This is a genomic window from Sphingobium sp. B11D3D (genome assembly GCF_025961755.1).
In the GTDB taxonomy this organism is placed as follows: domain Bacteria; phylum Pseudomonadota; class Alphaproteobacteria; order Sphingomonadales; family Sphingomonadaceae; genus Sphingobium.
In genome coordinates this window covers 1,661,260-1,678,375 of sequence record NZ_JAOQOG010000001.1, presented here as the reverse complement: position 1 = coordinate 1,678,375, position 17,116 = coordinate 1,661,260, and the positions used below count along the sequence as shown (strand labels likewise).

Below are 17,116 nucleotides of genomic sequence, written 5' to 3'. Positions count from 1 at the left end.
GGCCCATGACATCCGGCCTAGACCATCGCGAATGGCGAGCGGCTGACCGCCACATGACATGAAGTTCATGAAGCGGCCACCGCGTTGACCGGCTGTCGCTGCCAGAGGATAACCCTCGGACGATCATGAACATGAGAGCAGCATGACGAGGCGCGGAGGACGGATGCGGAAGACGGCAATCACGCTCGCGGCCCTCACGGCTCTGGTGCTTATGGCGTTCGGCTGGCTGGGCTATCTCGGCAGCGACCCGTTTACGGTCTTGCGGCCCGCCGGCTACCAGCCCCGCGCCGGTGCGCCCGTGGCGGTCATCTTTTCCGGCGACATGGGCTTTCGCGTCGGCATGGGCCCCAAGATCGCGCAGCGCCTTGAGGCGGCTGGCATCCCGGTGGTTGGCGTCAACAGCCTGACCTATTATCGCCAGACCCGCACCCCATCTGAGGCTGCTGCGCTCATCACCCAGGCACTGGCGCAGGCGCGCGCCGTGAACCCGCAGGGGCGCGTGGTGCTGATCGGCCAATCCTTTGGCGCGGATATGCTCCATGTCGGCCTCGCCAACCTGCCGCAGGCGCAGCGGCGCGATATCGCTCTGGCGGCGCTCTTCGTGCCCGGCGCGACGGTCGAGTATCGTGCATCGCCAGGCGAGGTGCTGAGCTTCTGGGAGACCGAGCATGATGCCCTGCCTACCGCGAGCACGCTCAGCTGGCTCCCCTTGCTCTGCGTCTACGGCAAGGAAGAACCGCACAGCCTCTGTCCGCGCCTGCACCTGCCTAATTTGCGCAGTCAGGGTCTGCCCGGTGGGCATCAGCTGAACTGGGATGTCGAGGCGGTTAGGGGGCTATTGTTCGACGCGATGACCTCGGCCGGGATCAATCCTCATGGGTAAGCTGCTCGCCATAGCCGTTGCCGCCATGATCGGCGCCTTCACGCCGGCCCATGCCGAGAATGCCATTGCCGGGCATTGGATCAATCCGCGCGGCACGGTGGTCGTCACCACGGGCGATTGCGACGGCGGCCTGTGCGGCTGGGTGAGCTGGGCGAACGCGACCGCCCTTGCCGATGCCGCCGACGCTGGGGTCTCCAGGCTGATCGGGACCAAACTCCTGCAGGATTATCATGCCAAGTCACCGGGGCATTGGGCGGGCCGCGTCTATGTGCCGGACCTTGGCCGCACCTTCTCGTCCACCATCGAGCAGCTCGACCGGGATCGGGTGAAGATTTCCGGTTGCCTGATCGGCGGCTGGCTGTGCAAAAGCCAGATCTGGGTCCGCCAGGTTCAGGCCGAATAGCGCCCGATGGCCTCCGGGGAGCAGATGAAGACCATGACTCAGCGCCATCGCACGATCCTGACCATCGGCGTTGCCTTGCTGTTGGCCGTGCTCGGCTTCGTGGCGCTCAGCCACTTGCTGCGCGAGGTCCATCTGCGCGACGTGCGGGCGGCATTCCACGCCTTGCCTCCACTCGCCTTTCTGGCTGCCGCGCTCCTCACCGCGTGCAGCTATGCCGCGCTGACTATGTATGATGTGATGGCTCTGCGCACCATTGGGCGCCCGCTGCCTTACCGCACCGCCGCGATCGCCTCGTTCACCAGCTACACGCTGAGCCATAATCTCGGCCTCTCGCTGCTGACCGGCGGGTCGGCGCGATATCGGGTGTACAGCGCGGCTGGGCTCGGCGCCGGGGATATTGCCCGCGTGATCCTGATCGCCAGCCTCACCTTCTGGAGCGGTGTGTTCGTGCTTTCCGGTGCCATGCTCGCCTGGCGCCCCGAGGCGCTGGCTTATGACGGGATGGTCGCCCCGCCCGCTTTGCTGCGTGCGATCGGGCTCGCCTTGCTGCTCGCCACCGCTGCAGTCCTCCTGTGGTCCGGACGACGAGGGCGGACGTTGCACGTCCGTCGCTGGTCGGTCCCCTTGCCGCCGGCCAAGCAGATCATCGCGCTCATCGGGATCAGCGCGCTCGATCTCGCGGCGGCCAGCGCGGCCTTGTTCGTGCTGATCCCCGGCATCGAGATCAGCGCCTGGCCGGCCTTCTTCATCGGCTATACCCTAGCAATCGTCGCCGTGCTCATCACCCATGTTCCGGGCGGGATTGGCGTGTTCGAGGCAATCATGCTGATTGCCTTGCCCAATGTGGACCGGCCGGAGCTGGTCGCCGCCCTGCTGGCCTATCGCCTCATCTACTATATCGCTCCGCTGATTGTGGCGGCCGTGCTGATCGTGGTGCAGGAGGGCGCTCGGTGGCATAAGCCCATCGGGCGAACGCTGCGTGGCGCTCAGGTCGTCGCCTCCGGCATGGCGCCGCTGATGATCTCCGCGCTGGTCTTTTTCGGCGGCACGGTGCTGCTGATCTCCGGATCGCTGCCGACCATCCCCTGGCGCGCCAACACCGTGTCCGACATTGTGCCGCTGCCGTTCGTGGAGCTTTCCCACATGGCCGGGAGCCTGATCGGCGCGGCTCTACTGGTGCTCTCCGCCGGCCTCTACCGTCGCCTCGACGGGGCCTTCTGGCTCACGCGGCTCCTGCTGCTCGCTGGTGCGGTCTTCTCGATCGTGAAGGGCCTGGATTATGAGGAAGCGGGCGTCATGCTGCTGATCGCGGCCGCGCTGCAATGGTCCAAGCCCGCTTTCTACCGGCGCACACGTCTGCTGGCGGAAGCCTTCTCGCCCGGCTGGCTGGCGACGATTGCGGTGGTGGTCGGCCTGTCGATCTGGATCGGTCTGTTCGCTTACCGCCATGTGGATTATCAGAATGATCTATGGTGGCGCTTTGCCGAGCGCGCCGATGCTGCGCGATTCCTGCGCGCCAGTCTTGCCGTCGCGGTGTTGCTCGTGGGCGTCGGCCTTGCCCGCCTGTTCGAGCCGGCCCGGGCCGAACGCGCCGTAGAAGCTGAGGGCGATGAGCCGTCCCCCGCCGCTCTCGCGCTGGCGGATCGGACCGACGCAAATCTTGCCTTCACCGGAGACAAGCGCTTCCTCCACTCGCCAAGCGGCCGCGCTTTTTTGATGTATCAGATCAAGGGAGCGAGCTGGATCGTGATGGGCGATCCCGTCGGCGCCGAGGACGAATGGTCGGACCTGCTCTGGGACCTGCGCGAAAAGGCGGACGCGGCGCAGGGGCGCCTGCTGCTCTACCAGATCAGCCCGGTCGCTCTGCCGACGGCCATTGAGCTGGGCCTGCGCATCACCAAATATGGCGAGGAAGCCCATGTCGACCTCGCGACATTCTCGCTCGATGGCCCCAGCGCCAAGTCGCTGCGCCATGCAGAGCGCCGGGCGACGCGCGAGGGCGCGACGTTCGAGTTCATCCCTGCCACCGATGTGCCCGCCCATATGGGCGAGCTCGAGCGCGTTTCCGATTTCTGGCTCAAGGCCAAGGGCCAGCGCGAGAAGGGCTTTAGTGTCGGCCGCTTCGACCCGGCCTATCTGGCAAGGTTCGATTGTGCCGTCGTGCGCAGTCAGGGGCAGATCGTCGCCTTCGCCAATATCTGGCCGACACAGACCCGCTCGGAACTCTCCATCGACCTCATGCGCCATGACGACGCCGCACCTTATGGCACCATGGATTTTCTTTTCATCCGCCTGATGCAGTGGGGACAGCAGCAGGGCTATCGCTGGTTCAACATCGGCATGGCGCCGCTCTCCGGCCTGGAAGCGCGCCGCCTCGCGCCTTTGTGGTCAAAGCTCGGGGCTTTTCTCTACCAGCATGGCAATGCCTTTTACGGCTTTGAGGGGCTGCGCGCCTATAAGGAGAAATTCTCGCCCGAATGGGAGCCGCGGTACATCGCCGGGCCTCAGGGCATCTCGCTCGCCCGCGCGCTGATCGACCTGCAGAGCCTCATCGGCGGCAGCCCCCAGACCTGATCCATCGTCAGCGCTTCAGGGGCGCTTGCGAGCGAGGATGATCTGCGCCAGCAACGCCGCATTGCTATCGAAATGATGGCCTCCAGGCACGACATATTGCTGGGCGACCCCCTGCGGGATCTTGCCGCAGGCACTCTCGTCTTCATCCTGCCCGCGCACGCACTGGACCGCCAGGCCCCGCAGCCGCGTAATCGCCGGAATGGTCGGCAGCCCGCCGTTATCGCCCACATCCAGCCAGCTGCTGAGGTGAAACTGGAAATCCGCCGTGCTGCTCAAGCCCAGCAGGGACACGCGCTCGATCTTGCTGCGGACAGCCGACGGAAGAGCATCGACCATGAACGGGAGGGCATCCGCGCCGAAGCTGTAACCGATGAGCAGAACCCGCGGACGCGCCCATCGCTCGCTAAACATGTCGATGAGCGCCGCGAGATCGCGCCCGGTCCCGGCAGGCGTGCGCGCGGTCCAGAAATATTCGAGGCTGTCCACGCCGACCACCGGTATCCCTGCCGCAGCGAGTTGGCTCGCCACGTCGCGGTCGATGCTCGCCCAGCCACCGTCGCCCGAATAGATGATCGCCATCAGATCGCGGTTCATCGGCGTCGGCGCCGCCTGCACCAATGTGAGCGGCATGGTGAGGTGCGGGAGCGCGCCGGCGGGAGGGCGCGGCTGGTCGCGCGGCAGCAGCGCCATCGTCGCATCGGCGATGGCTTGCGGCCATGCCTGCGCGGCTGGGGGCAGCGTTTTCTGGTTGGCGCCCGGCACCGCGCGCACGAAGGATTGCGTCCGGCCGACTTGCGCCGCCGTGCCCATGACGAGCCACGGCACGCCAATCTGCCTGTTCGGATTCAACGACCAGCGGCCGGTCTGCCCGGCTCGCGCAAAGGACGCGCCGCCGGTCGCGCACCAAGGGCTGGCGCTGGTCACCTGCGGCGTGAAACCAATCGAAATCACCCCACGGTAGGGCGCGTTGGGCCATTGCGAGAGCGCGGCATAGGCCAGGGCCGCTCCCGTACCCTGGCCGATCAGCACGGGCTTGAGATAGGCCTCAATTCCCGCACGATGCTGGAGATCCTTGGAGAGATCGTTGATCGGCGCATTCAGGTTGAGGCAGCGTTGATGCCAACCCTGAACGGTCTTGAGCAACGTAGCGGCCGAAACCGTCGCGACCAGCAACCCGCGCTCGCTCAAGCCCCGCGCGATCGGGGCGGCCGTCGGCGAATCCGAAAGGAAAATCACGACACCCTGCGGCGCACCGGCCGGCCGGTCGACATGCACGGCGCCAAAGGGCGCAAGCCGATAGGATGCGCCCGGCGCGGCGGAGGGTGTGCGCCCCTGCGCAGTCGCGCTGACCGCACCCAGCAATCCCAACGCCAGAAAGTCGAGCAGTTTCTTGCGCATGTTCTACCTCGCCTTCGATCCGACCGTCGGCGACCGCGTCGCCCGATGCCTCTAGCGGGCCGGAATACTACAGCGCCCGCTGCTCTGCGAGACGCAAGATGGGCTCGTCGCAAAAGCGATCATTCACCCCTCTTGACGTGCCCCCTGCCCCGGCCGACTAGAGCGCGGCGAGGATGGAGCAGAGCATGACCGGCAGAGCAGTTCAGATGGCGGGATGGCAGACCGAGCATGTCATCGGATTTCGCCCAACCATGTCCGCCTTCCTGCTCAAATCCTTCAAGGGCTGGCTGACCTTGGCCGGATCGATCCTGCTGCTGGGGATTCCCTTTATTGCCGTGGGCGTGGTCGCGCTGCGCTATCGCATGACATGGTACGAGCTGAGCGGCGAGCGCCTGTTCATTCGGCAGGGCATCCTCGCCCGGACGGAAGAGGAGATCGAACTCTACCGCATCAAGGATGTGCGCGCGGATTTCTCGATCATCCAGCAGATGTTCGACGTCGGCAATCTACAAATCATCTCCTCGGATCTGACGGGCGAAGGCGGCGATCAACGCACAGCGCTGCGTATCAGCAACCTCGAAAATGCCCGCCATATTCGCACCGAGCTTCGCAACCGCGTCGAGCGCGCGCGCAGGATCAAGGGCGTGCGCGAAATCGATATGTGAGCGCACCGGGCGCGCTGCCGGACCGGCGAGAACGGCGCGCACAAAAAAGCCCGGCCGTTTCCAGCCGGGCTTCCTTGAAATCGAGCGTTCGACTCAGGCGAAGCTGACAGTCGTGCGACGACGACGCATCATCGTACCAGCAATCGCAAACCCGCCGATCAGCATCATCCACGTTGCCGGCTCAGGCACGGGCGCCGCAACCGGCGAAACGCTGCCGGACAGGGCGAAGCGCGTGCCGCCATTCCACTTCACGACGGTCTCGTTCGAGAGCGCCAGCGACGTGCCATCAGCCGTGAGCGGGCTCGCGAAGACCAGCGCGATCGCCGAGATCGGCGAAACGAAGGTAGCGCCCAGACCGAGGGTGGACGACCAGGCGACGCTTGTCGCATCCGCAAGCGTGTAGGTGTCACCCGGGAAATTGCCGAAGAAGCCGTAATTGTTTGCCGTGGTGCTGATCGAGAAATCGAGCAGTGTCGACAGATCGTCGCTGGTGGTGAACGATCCCGTCAGCGCACCACCGCCGATGAAGTTCACGTCATCCAGCGTGAAGGTGATTGCTGCAGAGGCAGGCGCTGCCGCCAGCAGCATCGCACCGAGCGAAGCCGCCGCCAAAAGTGATTTACGCATGATAGTCTCCCACATGTGTCGCTGCGACTCTGCAGCTGACAGCGAGCGACATAGCAGACCTTTAAAATTGATTAACAACGATATTAACCATTGCTGTTCTAAAATGGGCCACTCTTTATCGCTTCGATGGTCCAGCGCGGTAAGGCTACGCCGGGCCCATCAGGCATTCCTGAGAAAGCCCCAGCCTCGTTTGACTTGAATTATCCCGCCACTTATGGACGGCGCCAAAGATCAATTGCTTGGCTGCACCTGCTGCGTCGCGGCCCTTAAAGAGCAGAAGGCTCTATGAGGGCATTCCACCTGGGAGAGATCAAGCGTGACGCGCGCGACCGCCGGGCATGGGATCGGGACGAACAGCAAATGGGCCGACATCACAGGCCGCATCAGAAAGGCAGGATCGCGTGAACGCTCTCGCAACGGACAATCGGCCAGTGGGCGGCGCCAAGCTGATCGACGGCAAGACCGTCGCCCTCAAGATGCGCGACGAGCAGCGCGCGCGGGTCGAGGCACTTCAGGCGCGCGGCGTAACGCCGGGTCTTGCGGTTGTGCTGGTTGGTGAGGATCCCGCCTCCGCCATCTATGTCAGCCGCAAGGTGAAGGCCTGCGAGGCGGTCGGCATCAAGTCGATCAGCCATCGTCACCCGGCCACCATCACCAATGAGGAATTGCTCGTGCTGATCGGCAAGCTGAATGCCGATCCCAATGTCCACGGTATTCTCGTCCAGTTGCCCCTGCCCAAGCATATCGACATGGAGAAGGTGCTGGAGACGATCGCGCCCGAGAAGGACGTGGATGGCTTCCACCTTTACAATGTCGGCGCGCTGGTGGTGGGGCGCCAGGTCTTCCCGCCCTGCACGCCTTATGGCGTGATGAACCTGCTCAAGCATGAGGGCATCCCCATCGAAGGGCGCAATGTCGTCGTGGTCGGCGCATCCAACATCGTCGGCAAGCCGATGGCGCTGATGCTCATGGCCAATGATGCGACGGTCGCGATCTGCCATGCCAAGACGCGGGATCTCGGCCAGTGGACCATCCTCGCCGATATTCTCGTCGTCGCGGCCGGCGTCCCGAACCTGATCGTGCCGCAGATGGTGAAGACCGGTGTGGTGGTGATCGACGTCGGTATCAATCGCCTGCCCGATGGCCGCGTGGTCGGCGATGTGGATTTCGAGGGCGTTTCCAAAAAGGCGAGCCACATCACGCCCGTGCCGGGTGGCGTCGGCCCGATGACCATCGCGATGCTGCTGGAGAACACCATCCAGTCAGCCGAGCGAATCGCGGCCAATAAGGAAGGCTGATCAGTGTTCCAGCGCACTGGCGGATCGCCCGCCGGTGCGCTCCGCTTCAATCGATCAGCCGACGCGCCGCGCTTCAATGGCCGCATAACGGTCATCGATCGGGGTGATGCCGGTCATTTCGAGCCCAGTCGCGCTCAGCAAGGTGCGATATTCGGCCTCCGTTCGCTCCTTGCCGCCAACGCTGAGCATGATGAGGTCGCCCCGGATCACGTCTTCGTCGCCCGGCCCGACACGCTCGGGCACGATCCGCTCGATGATCAGGATGCGCCCGTCCCCTATTGCATCCCGACAGTTGGACAGGATTGTCCGACACCGCGCGTCGTTCCAATCGTGCAGAATGAATTTGAGAAGAATAAGGTCCGCGCCGGGCGGAACGGTATCGAAAAAGCTGCCGCCGAGATAGGCAATGCGATCTCGAACGGACTGCCCATCCTGCCACTTGAGCGCAGCATCGCCGAGCGTTGCCAGGTCGAAAATTTCGCCGCGCAGATGGGGATGGGCTTCGAGCAGGCCAACGAGCAGTGCGCCATAGCCGCCGCCGACGTCCCGCACCGTCTTCACATCCGAAAAGTCATAAGCCCGCGCGAGAGCCCGGCCGGCACGCAGGCTCCCTTCTGCCATGGCGCGGTTAAAGACATCCGCCCGCGCCGGATCAGCTTGCTGCTGGACGAAATGATCAGGACCGGAGGGCACGGAGGGCTCCCCGCTCTTCACGCTGACACCCAAATTGGCGAAGCTGTTCCACATCCGCTCATTCCAATGTCCGCTCATGCCATACAGCGAATCTGGCGCGTCCTTGCGCAGGCAATCCCCGACCGGCGTAAGCGAGAAGCGATCCGCGCCCTCATGCGTGACAAGGCCAAGCACCGCCAGTGCGCGCAGCAGGCGCATGACCCCGTCCTCACTGGCACCCAGTGACTGAGCGATAGCCGCGCTATCGTGGTGTCCGGCCGCGAGTTCCTCGACGAGGCCCAGCCCAACCGCCTCGCCAATCACCTTGGTCTTCCAGGCCGCCGTGATCATGTCTATAAGCCGATGCCGCTCTTCACGGTCGATTGTGCCGTCCATGCTCTTCCTCCCTTATCGGATGCCATGATGGCAGAGCCGCCATCAGCGCTCAACCGCGCCCATCATCGACGATTGACTTGTGCGAACACGCAGCGTCAAGAGAAGCGCCATGGCTGAACCGACCCGCCCGCCTGAAGCGGCTCCCGTCCTGTTCTTCGATTCCGGCGTGGGGGGGCTTTCCATCTTGCGCCCCGCCATGGCCCTGCTGCCGACGATGCCCATCGTCTATGCCGCCGATAATGCCGGCTTTCCCTACGGCATCAAGAGCGAGGCGGAGATCGCGGCACGCGTCCCGGCGCTCCTGGGCCGGCTGGTGGAGCGCTATCGCCCCCGCATGGCCGTGATCGCCTGCAACACCGCTTCGACCATCGCCCTCGCCTCCGTACGTGCGGCGCTCGATATTCCCGTCGTCGGCACGGTGCCGGCGATCAAGCCGGCCGCTCTGGCCTCGAAAACTCGAGTCATCGGCGTGCTCGGTACCGATGCCACGGTGCGACAGCCCTATGTGGATCGGCTCGCCCGCGAGCATGGCGCGGACTGTACGGTCTTGCGGCATGGCAGCGCCGCTCTGGTCGCTTATGCCGAGGCGCGGCTGCGCGGTGCACCGGCCGACCCGGAAATTCCGGCTACTGCTCTCGCCGGCCTGCTCGAGCAGCCGGGCGGAGACCGGATGGACATGGTGGTCCTCGCCTGCACGCACTTTCCGTTGGTGGAAGCTGAACTGGCCGAGGCCGCGCCGCACCCCATCACCTTTCTCCACGGTGGCGACGGAATCGCGCGGCGGATCGCCTGGCTGAACGGCGATGCGCCCTGGCCGGCCGACCCGGCGCCGGGCAAAGCCGTCTTCACCGGCCCCTCACCGGACATCGAAGCACTCAGCCCCGCGCTGCAGACCTACGGCATCACCAAAACCGAACTACTTTGAGCCAAATCAAAGCGTAGCGGCGCCACATCATTAGACGCCAATATCGACTTGCAAGCCATTATCAGTGGAATTGCGAGCCATAGACCGCTAGAGGCGCGGTATCGAGACGGGACAAGCTGCCGACCATGAATTATCAGCATGTTTTCACGCAGGCGATCGAGCGCCTGCATGGCGAGGGCCGCTACCGGGTCTTCATCGACATTCTGCGGAACAAGGGCGCCTTCCCCAATGCGCGCTGCTTTGCCGGGCATAACGGTCCGAAGCCGATCACCGTCTGGTGCTCCAACGATTATCTCGCCATGGGCCAGCATCCCAAGGTGATCGCGGCCATGGAAGAGGCGCTGCACGATGTCGGCGCCGGCTCCGGCGGCACCCGCAATATCGGCGGCAACACCCATTATCATATCGATCTGGAAGCCGAGCTGGCTGACCTGCACGGCAAGGAGAGCGCGCTGCTCTTCACATCCGGCTATGTCTCCAACGAGGCGACACTCGCCACGCTGGGCAAGCTGCTGCCCGGCTGCATCATCTTTTCTGATGCGCTCAACCACGCCTCGATGATTGCGGGCATCCGCAATTCGGGCTGCGAGAAGCGCGTGTTCCGTCATAATGACGTGGCCCATCTGCGCGAACTGCTGGCCGAGGCCGATCCGGATGCGCCCAAGCTGATCGCCTTCGAGAGCGTTTATTCGATGGACGGCGACGTGGCGCCCATCCACGACATCTGCGACCTTGCCGATGAGTTCAACGCGCTCACCTACTGCGATGAAGTGCATGCCGTAGGAATGTACGGCCAGCGCGGCGGTGGCATCACCGAGCGGGACGAGGCGGCGCACCGCATCACGATCCTCGAGGGCACGTTGGGCAAAGCCTTTGGCGTGATGGGCGGCTATATCGCTGCCGACAAGGTGATCATCGATGTGATCCGCAGCTATGCGCCGGGTTTTATCTTCACTACCTCCCTCTCGCCCGTGCTCGTTGCCGGCGTGCTCGCGGCCGTGCGTCACCTCAAGCAGAGCCAGGTCGAGCGCGACGCGCAACAGGCTGCAGCGGCGTTCCTCAAGGCCGAGATGGCCAATGCCAATCTGCCGGTCATGCCGTCGGTCACCCATATCGTGCCGCTGATGGTGGGCGATCCGGTGAAGGCCAAGCGGATCAGCGACATTCTGCTCGCCGAATATGGCGTGTATGTGCAGCCCATCAACTTCCCCACCGTGCCGCGTGGTACGGAGCGGCTGCGGTTCACGCCCGGCCCGTCCCACAGCGAAGAGATGATGCGTGAGCTCGTCTCCGCGCTGGTCGAGATTTGGGATCGGCTGGACCTGGAGTTCCGCAAGGCGGCCTGATCGGCGGCACGGGAAATCGGGCGAGCGGTTCCGATTTCCCACCCATTTTTTGCCAGCTGTGTTACACTTCTCGCGTTGAGGCGGGGAGTTTCGCTGTTTATCATCGAGTCGGCTGTGCATTGCAGCAGACGGTGCGCGGAATTCCGCTTTGCCCCTCGATAGGAGGGACATCCGATGAGAAAATTAACCGACGAATGCACGGACATGGCGAGAGCCATGCTCGATGCCGAGTTATACGCAATCGCCCGTCGTGCGGCTGCGCGCGAGTCGAATACCCCGCTGCAACAGGCGGTGAACACCGAAATTGCCCGTCGTAATCTGCCCTTCCGGGGTGAACTGCGTTACGGTTGATCTGGCCGCGCTAGGTGGCGGGGCGCTGGCTCGTGCGCACGAGATCGGCGAGCTTGTCGCTGGCAATGGCCGGCGAACGCAGAAAACCCTGATAGCAAGTGCAGCCCGCCCGCGCGAGAAGCGCGAGTTGCTGCTCGGTTTCCACACCCTCGGCGATCACGCCCAGCCCCAGCGAGCGCCCCATATCGATGATCGCCAGGACGATCACACGATCACGCGCAGTGCCCTCGATATCGCGCGCGATGCTCCGGTCGATCTTGAGATAATCGAGCGGCAGGGCCTTGAGATAGGCAAGGCTTGAATAGCCGGTTCCGAAATCGTCGACCGCGACCTTGAGCCCCGCCTCTCGCAATTGCGTGAGCAGAAGCGAGGCGCCGGCGAGATGCTCGACCAGGCCGCTTTCGGTCAGTTCGACGGTCAAACGCTCGCGCGCGAAGCCCGATGCATCGACGGTCCGGAGGAAGTTCTGCAGGAAATCCGGCTCGGAGATATCGGCCGCGGTCACGTTGATCGCTAACCGCAGATCGCGCAGCTCATCGGGCCATGCCGCCGCCTCCGCCAATGCCCGCGCATGAATATGATCGGAGAGCGGCAGCATGAAATCGGATCGCTCGGCGATGGCAAACAGCGCGCCGGCGCCGATCTCGCCATAATGGGGGTGCTGCCAGCGGGCGAGCGCCTCGACGCCCACGATGCTGTCATCCTCCATGGCATATTGCGGCTGGAACAGGAGCTGGATCTGCCCGGAATCGAGGGCGTGGCGCAGGTCGTTCTGCAAGCGATCGTCATCCACGATGCGGCTGGCTTCGTCCGCCACCCGGATGCGGATGCCGCCCTGCGCACTCCCGCGCCGGGCGTCCGCGAGCGCATTGCTCGCGCGGCGCAGAATCGTCTCGGCCGCATCGCCCGATTGACCGGGCGCAAGGCCGCAGCGCGCCGTCAGGCGAATGAGATAGTCGCCCGCGTTGAAAGGCCGACTGATTTCCGCGACGATTTGCTGCGCGAGCAGCGTTGCCCGCTCGACGGAAGGCAGCGCGGTTTCAGGCCCACCCAGCACGGCGATGACGAACTCCGTGCCGGTGATCCGCGCCACCAGCGAGTCGCGCGGCGCCATGGCATCCACGAGCCGCTGGAGGCGGATCGCCACCCGAGAGAGCATCGCATCGCCGACCAACCGCCCATAAGCGCTGTTGACCCGGTCGAAATCGCCAAGCCCGATCAGCAGAACCGCCGGCAGCCGCCCTTGCGCCAAATGATGGTCGAGCCAGCGGATCGCGCCTTGGCGGCTGGCAAGGCCAGTCATCGGGTCCCGATCCCGCCGGTTGGCGCGATGATGCACATCGAGTTCCTCGACCTCACCGCTAAAGCCCTGCGCGTCCGGATAGAGATGCTGGACCAGCCGTCGATCCGGCTGGGACGGGACGGCATGGGCAAAGGCGGAGGGCATCAGGTCGTCAACGGCGCGGCGGATCGCGGCCACGGCCCCTGCCCGGTCCGCCCGATCCAGCGCGCGGACCAGATCGGCAATGCCCAGCCGGGCATGATCGGCATCCGGCACCATGATCCGCAGCAGATCGCCCAGCGCCGGGCTGATCGCGAGCGTCCGCTCCGCCCCGTTCCAGCGCCAGAACAGGCCATCGCTGCGTGCGACAGCATGGCGGTTGCCCGCCGCGGCAAGACTGCCGATCAATCGCTCGGCGAGTTTGTCCGCGGTGCGCAGCGCGATGGTGAAGCGGGCCTCGTCGATCTCGCCATCAAGCAGATGGGTGGCGCCGGCGGCGATCAGCCCGGGGACGTGCGGCGCGCCGACGTCTTCAACGAGCAGCAGCAAGGCGCCCCCGGAGGCTTCGACGGCGGCGGCAAGGGCTTTCACCATTTCGAGGGCATCATCCGGCGTCACGCCGCGCAGATCGATGACCGCGATGCGCGCTAGGCTCCCGAGATAGCGGCTCTCGGCCCGGTCCAACCGCCGCGCCGCGATGGGCTTCCACCCGGCCTGCGCAGCACAGGCGGAAAGCGCGTCACGGTGCGCGGCCGAGAGAATGAACAGCGGCAGCCCGCCCATGTCCCCGGACAGGCCGGAGGACTGGTCGCCCTCTTCATGGGGCCGGGTTGCGGCAGGCTCACTCACAATGGTCGCGATCCGTTCAGGCTCGTGGATTAGCGGACGGGATCGAGCGCAACCGACGCGCGATGGTTGCGCCTTCCCCCCGCATCGCCTAGCTAATGCGTATGGCGAACGCAATCGACAGCCTCCCCGACGCAGCTCCGGCCATGCGCGACAGTCACGGTCGCCGCATCGACTATCTGCGGATTTCGGTGACGGATCGCTGCGATCTGCGCTGCCGCTACTGCATGAGCGAGACAATGCAGTTCCTCCCCCGGCGGGAAATCCTGACGCTGGAGGAAATTGCAGTCATCGCCGAGCGCTTCATTGCCCGGGGCGTCCGCCGGATTCGCCTGTCCGGCGGCGAGCCGCTCGTGCGTCGTGATTTCGGCGACCTCGCCCGTGCGCTGGGGCGCCATGTGAAGGCCGGCCGGCTGGACGAACTGACGCTGACGACCAACGGCACGCAACTCGCGACCTATGCCGACATGCTGTTCGATGCCGGCATCCGGCGCATCAACGTCAGCCTCGATGCGCTCGATCCGGACATTTTCGCGCATGTGACGCGCGGGGGCGATATCGCCAAGGTGCTCGGCGGTCTTGAGGCCGCGCGGCAGGCGGGCCTCAAGGTCAAGCTCAACACTGTGGCGCTGCGGGATACCAACGAAGGCCAGATGCTGCCGCTGCTCGATTATTGCGCGCAGCAGGGCTTCGACCTCACCCTGATCGAGACAATGCCGCTCGGCGAAGTGGCAGAGGATCGCTCGGATCGCTTCCTGCCGCTGATCGAGGCAATCGCTCCGATTCGCGAGCGGCACGCTCTCATCCCGCTGGATGACCGCACCGGCGGGCCGGCGCGCTATTTTGCCCTCTCCGGCCTCAAGACCCGGCTGGGCCTCATCACGCCGCTCTCCCAGAATTTCTGCGCCGATTGCAACCGGATGCGCCTCACCTGCCAGGGACGCATCTACATGTGCCTGGGGCATGAAGATCATATCGATCTCAAGGCCGCATTCCGCGAACAGGGTGTCGCGGGGATCGACGCCCTGCTCGACCGGGCGCTGGCTGCCAAGCCGCTGGCACATGACTTCAGCGTCGCGGCTGGCGCGCAGCCCGCCACGCGCCGCCACATGAGCGTGACGGGCGGATAACGCCACCTCATGGCTGATCGCAAACTTGCCCTGCTCGCCTCGCCCACGGACGCTGCGCAGGAAGCCGCGCGGCGGCTGCAGGCGGTCATTCCTTTCGTCAGCCTCAACGAGGCCGATATCATCATCGCGCTGGGCGGCGACGGCTTCATGCTGCAGACGCTTCACGCGCTGCTGGAGAGCCATCGTCGGGTGCCCGTGTTCGGTATGAACCTGGGCACCGTCGGCTTCCTGATGAACGAATGGCGGCAGGACGGGCTGGACCAGCGCCTCGACAAGGCCAAGGCCTTCAAAGTGAACCCCTTGCGGATGCACGCCGTGACAGTGAGCGGCGAAACCTTCGCCATGCCCGCGATCAACGAAATCTCTCTGTTGCGCGAGACGCGCCAGACCGCCTGGCTCGAAGTTTCCGTCAATGGGCGAGTCGTGATCCAGGAATTGGTCTGCGACGGCGCGCTGGTGGCCACGCCGGCCGGCTCCACGGCCTATAATCTCTCGGCACATGGGCCCATTCTCCCGCTCGACTGCGGCCTCGTCGCGCTCACGCCGATCAGCCCCTTCCGTCCGCGCCGCTGGCGGGGCGCGATTCTGCCGGAACGCAGCAAGATTCGGCTGCGCGTGGTCGACCCCGTCAAGCGTCCGGTCTCCGCCGTGGCCGACCAGCGCGAAGTGCGCGATGTCTCGCAGGTCGAGATCGCCGTGGATTTCGCCATGCCGCTCACGCTTTTGTTCGATCCCGAGCACACGCTGGACGATCGGATCGCGGCTGAACAATTTATCTCATGAGTGCTCTTGCGTTTCTTTCAAACCCGCTGCTATAGGCGCGGCCTCGCCGGACGAAAGCCCGGCTGCTCCCCGATAGCTCAGCGGTAGAGCATTCGACTGTTAATCGAATGGCCGTAGGTTCGAATCCTACTCGGGGAGCCACTTTCCACACATTGCCGGCCTGCTGGGCCGGACCTGCTGGCCGGCGTTACCGCAAAAAGGGTTAGCCGCGTTGACAGGCTCGCCTCTCCGCTCCCATGAGCGGTCGGCCATGAAACTTGCTTATCTTCTCAACATGTATCCGCTTATCAGCACGACGTTCATCCGCCGCGAGATCGGCGCGATCGAGGCGCTTGGTCAGCCGGTCGAGCGTTTTGCCCTGCGGCACTGGGATGGTGAGCTGGTTGACCCAGAAGATATCGCCGAGCAGGCGCGCACGCACTATATCATCACCGGCAGCAAGGCGGCGCTGCTGTGGGACGTGCTGCTCACCTGCCTGCTGCATCCGGTCAGAACGCTGCGGGTACTGCCGCTCTGGTGGCGGGTGTGGCGCAACGCGGGGCGAAACCTTGTCGCCCATGTCGCCTATCTGCTGGAGGCCATGGCTTTCGCTCGCCGCGCCAATGCGCAAGGGATCGATCACGTCCACACCCACTTCTCCACCAACGCGACCACCGTGGCGATGCTGGCCCGGCGGCTGGGTGGGCCGTCCTACAGCTTCACGGTCCATGGTCCCGATGAGTTGGTGCCCGGCGAGCCGGCCCGCCTCTCCATCCGCGAGAAGGCACGCGATGCGGTTTTCATCGTCGCCATCACCCGTTACTGCCACGATCGCATCGTAGCGGAGGCCCCAGAGGCGGCCCAGAAGGTCCGCATCGTCCATTGCGGCATCAACCTCTCCGACTTCCCCTATCAGCCTGCCCCGCCCGAGAGCAGCCGAGTGATCTGCATCGGCCGCCTGTGCGCCAACAAGGGCCAGATTCATATTCCGCCCGCCGTCGCTGCCGTGATCGGGGAGTTTCCAGACCTGGTTGTCGAGCTGATCGGGGGTGGCGACGACGAGGCGGCGCTGCGGGAGGCGATCCGGGCACATGGCGTCGAGGATCATGTCATCCTGCACGGCTGGGGCACTGGCGCCTATGTGCGGGAGCAATTGCTCGCCGGTCGCGCCATGCTGCTGCCGAGCTATGCCGAGGGCCTGCCCATCGGGATCATGGAAGCCTTCGCCATCGGCCGACCGGTTCTGAGCACGACCATCGCCGGCATTCCCGAGTTGCTGGACGAGGGCTGCGGCTGGATTTTCGCGCCTGGCGATGAGGACGCCATTGCCGAGGCGTTGCGCGGGATCATGCGCGCCACGCCCGATCAGCGGGCTGCGCTGGGCGCCGAGGGGCGGCGCCGCGTGGAAGAGCGGCACGATCTGTTCAAATCGGCCCAGACCTTGCTCGATTATTTCAAGGCGGAAGCAGCCTCCGGCCGGCAGCGTTAAGCCAAACAAAAAGGCGCCGGACCCGATGGTCTGGCGCCCTTTTTTAGAAGGCCGACGGTTAGACGGCCA

Annotated in this window: 15 protein-coding genes and 1 tRNA gene; 12 read left to right on the top strand and 4 right to left on the bottom strand. The window is 64.9% G+C overall.

From position 1 onward, the window contains the following. Positions 1-163: 163 nt before the first annotated feature. Genes M2334_RS07905 through mprF form a run of 3 tightly spaced genes read left to right on the top strand, consistent with a single transcriptional unit; the run spans position 164 to position 3,860 of the window. The gene (locus M2334_RS07905; RefSeq protein WP_264594397.1) at positions 164-883 is read left to right on the top strand and encodes a virulence factor; all 720 of its coding nucleotides are present in this window, start codon (positions 164-166) and stop codon (positions 881-883) included. Then, positions 876-1,286 carry a DUF2147 domain-containing protein gene (locus M2334_RS07900; RefSeq protein ID WP_264605166.1) on the top strand — a complete coding sequence of 137 codons (411 nt, stop codon included), beginning with the start codon at positions 876-878 and terminating at the stop codon, positions 1,284-1,286. Before M2334_RS07905 ends, M2334_RS07900 begins: the two co-directional genes overlap by 8 nt. A gap of 24 nt (positions 1,287-1,310) precedes the next feature. Next, entirely contained in the window at positions 1,311-3,860 is a 2,550-nt protein-coding gene (gene mprF / locus M2334_RS07895; RefSeq protein WP_264605165.1) for a bifunctional lysylphosphatidylglycerol flippase/synthetase MprF, read from the top strand. A gap of 15 nt (positions 3,861-3,875) precedes the next feature. Here the strand turns inward: mprF and M2334_RS07890 are convergent, their stop codons facing one another. Beyond that, complete coding sequence (locus tag M2334_RS07890) at positions 3,876-5,258, bottom strand: AcvB/VirJ family lysyl-phosphatidylglycerol hydrolase (RefSeq protein WP_264605164.1); 1,383 nt, start codon at positions 5,256-5,258, stop codon at positions 3,876-3,878. A 185-nt stretch (positions 5,259-5,443) separates the two neighbouring features. On the opposite strand from M2334_RS07890, the gene M2334_RS07885 reads away from it, so the two are divergent. Next, the gene (locus M2334_RS07885) at positions 5,444-5,923 is read left to right on the top strand and encodes a PH domain-containing protein (protein WP_264605163.1); all 480 of its coding nucleotides are present in this window, start codon (positions 5,444-5,446) and stop codon (positions 5,921-5,923) included. Between the two features lie 93 nt (positions 5,924-6,016). Here the strand turns inward: M2334_RS07885 and M2334_RS07880 are convergent, their stop codons facing one another. After that, positions 6,017-6,550 carry a PEPxxWA-CTERM sorting domain-containing protein gene (locus M2334_RS07880; RefSeq protein WP_264605162.1) on the bottom strand — a complete coding sequence of 178 codons (534 nt, stop codon included), beginning with the start codon at positions 6,548-6,550 and terminating at the stop codon, positions 6,017-6,019. A gap of 401 nt (positions 6,551-6,951) precedes the next feature. On the opposite strand from M2334_RS07880, the gene folD reads away from it, so the two are divergent. Next, positions 6,952-7,848, top strand: a complete 897-nt coding sequence (folD, locus tag M2334_RS07875) for a bifunctional methylenetetrahydrofolate dehydrogenase/methenyltetrahydrofolate cyclohydrolase FolD (RefSeq protein ID WP_264578979.1) — start codon at positions 6,952-6,954, stop codon at positions 7,846-7,848. 54 nt (positions 7,849-7,902) lie between these two features. Here folD and M2334_RS07870 read toward each other — a convergent pair whose 3' ends face one another. Further along, positions 7,903-8,916 (bottom strand): acetylserotonin O-methyltransferase, encoded by a 1,014-nt coding sequence (locus M2334_RS07870; protein ID WP_264594392.1) that lies wholly within the window; start codon positions 8,914-8,916, stop codon positions 7,903-7,905. A 109-nt stretch (positions 8,917-9,025) separates the two neighbouring features. Here M2334_RS07870 and murI point away from each other — a divergent pair, with 109 nt between their 5' ends. The 3 genes from murI (at position 9,026) to M2334_RS07855 (ending at position 11,538) form a co-directional block, all read left to right on the top strand. Beyond that, positions 9,026-9,841: a glutamate racemase gene (murI, locus tag M2334_RS07865; protein ID WP_264585135.1), complete on the top strand. Its 816-nt coding sequence runs from the start codon at positions 9,026-9,028 to the stop codon at positions 9,839-9,841. 125 nt (positions 9,842-9,966) lie between these two features. Continuing rightward, entirely contained in the window at positions 9,967-11,187 is a 1,221-nt protein-coding gene (hemA, locus tag M2334_RS07860) for a 5-aminolevulinate synthase (RefSeq protein WP_264572941.1), read from the top strand. Positions 11,188-11,361: 174 nt separating this feature from the next. Beyond that, positions 11,362-11,538 (top strand): hypothetical protein, encoded by a 177-nt coding sequence (locus tag M2334_RS07855; RefSeq protein WP_181559792.1) that lies wholly within the window; start codon positions 11,362-11,364, stop codon positions 11,536-11,538. 10 nt (positions 11,539-11,548) lie between these two features. Here the strand turns inward: M2334_RS07855 and M2334_RS07850 are convergent, their stop codons facing one another. Continuing rightward, entirely contained in the window at positions 11,549-13,669 is a 2,121-nt protein-coding gene (locus M2334_RS07850; protein WP_264605161.1) for a putative bifunctional diguanylate cyclase/phosphodiesterase, read from the bottom strand. A gap of 95 nt (positions 13,670-13,764) precedes the next feature. Between M2334_RS07850 and moaA the strand changes: the two genes are divergently transcribed. The 4 genes from moaA to M2334_RS07830 all read left to right on the top strand — a co-directional run bounded on the left by moaA (position 13,765) and on the right by M2334_RS07830 (position 17,047). Next, positions 13,765-14,796, top strand: coding sequence for a GTP 3',8-cyclase MoaA (gene moaA, locus M2334_RS07845; protein WP_413715935.1), 1,032 nt, complete (start codon positions 13,765-13,767; stop codon positions 14,794-14,796). A gap of 9 nt (positions 14,797-14,805) precedes the next feature. Further along, positions 14,806-15,579, top strand: coding sequence for an NAD kinase (locus M2334_RS07840; protein ID WP_264570410.1), 774 nt, complete (start codon positions 14,806-14,808; stop codon positions 15,577-15,579). A 66-nt stretch (positions 15,580-15,645) separates the two neighbouring features. Beyond that, positions 15,646-15,720, top strand: a tRNA-Asn gene (locus M2334_RS07835). 109 nt (positions 15,721-15,829) lie between these two features. After that, complete coding sequence (locus tag M2334_RS07830) at positions 15,830-17,047, top strand: glycosyltransferase family 4 protein (protein WP_264605160.1); 1,218 nt, start codon at positions 15,830-15,832, stop codon at positions 17,045-17,047. The last annotated feature ends 69 nt before the right edge of the window (positions 17,048-17,116 follow it).

Excerpts from the sequence above, each read along its gene's own strand:
- M2334_RS07905 (WP_264594397.1), top strand. The coding sequence starts at position 164 with ATGCGGAAGACGGCAATCACGCTCGCGGCCCTCACGGCTCTGGTGCTT.
- M2334_RS07900 (WP_264605166.1), top strand. The coding sequence starts at position 876 with ATGGGTAAGCTGCTCGCCATAGCCGTTGCCGCCATGATCGGCGCCTTC.
- mprF (WP_264605165.1), top strand. The coding sequence starts at position 1,311 with ATGAAGACCATGACTCAGCGCCATCGCACGATCCTGACCATCGGCGTT.
- M2334_RS07890 (WP_264605164.1), bottom strand. The coding sequence starts at position 5,258 with ATGCGCAAGAAACTGCTCGACTTTCTGGCGTTGGGATTGCTGGGTGCG.
- M2334_RS07885 (WP_264605163.1), top strand. The coding sequence starts at position 5,444 with ATGACCGGCAGAGCAGTTCAGATGGCGGGATGGCAGACCGAGCATGTC.
- M2334_RS07880 (WP_264605162.1), bottom strand. The coding sequence starts at position 6,550 with ATGCGTAAATCACTTTTGGCGGCGGCTTCGCTCGGTGCGATGCTGCTG.
- M2334_RS07870 (WP_264594392.1), bottom strand. The coding sequence starts at position 8,916 with ATGGACGGCACAATCGACCGTGAAGAGCGGCATCGGCTTATAGACATG.
- murI (WP_264585135.1), top strand. The coding sequence starts at position 9,026 with ATGGCTGAACCGACCCGCCCGCCTGAAGCGGCTCCCGTCCTGTTCTTC.
- hemA (WP_264572941.1), top strand. The coding sequence starts at position 9,967 with ATGAATTATCAGCATGTTTTCACGCAGGCGATCGAGCGCCTGCATGGC.
- M2334_RS07855 (WP_181559792.1), top strand. The coding sequence starts at position 11,362 with ATGAGAAAATTAACCGACGAATGCACGGACATGGCGAGAGCCATGCTC.
- moaA (WP_413715935.1), top strand. The coding sequence starts at position 13,765 with ATGCGTATGGCGAACGCAATCGACAGCCTCCCCGACGCAGCTCCGGCC.
- M2334_RS07840 (WP_264570410.1), top strand. The coding sequence starts at position 14,806 with ATGGCTGATCGCAAACTTGCCCTGCTCGCCTCGCCCACGGACGCTGCG.
- M2334_RS07830 (WP_264605160.1), top strand. The coding sequence starts at position 15,830 with ATGAAACTTGCTTATCTTCTCAACATGTATCCGCTTATCAGCACGACG.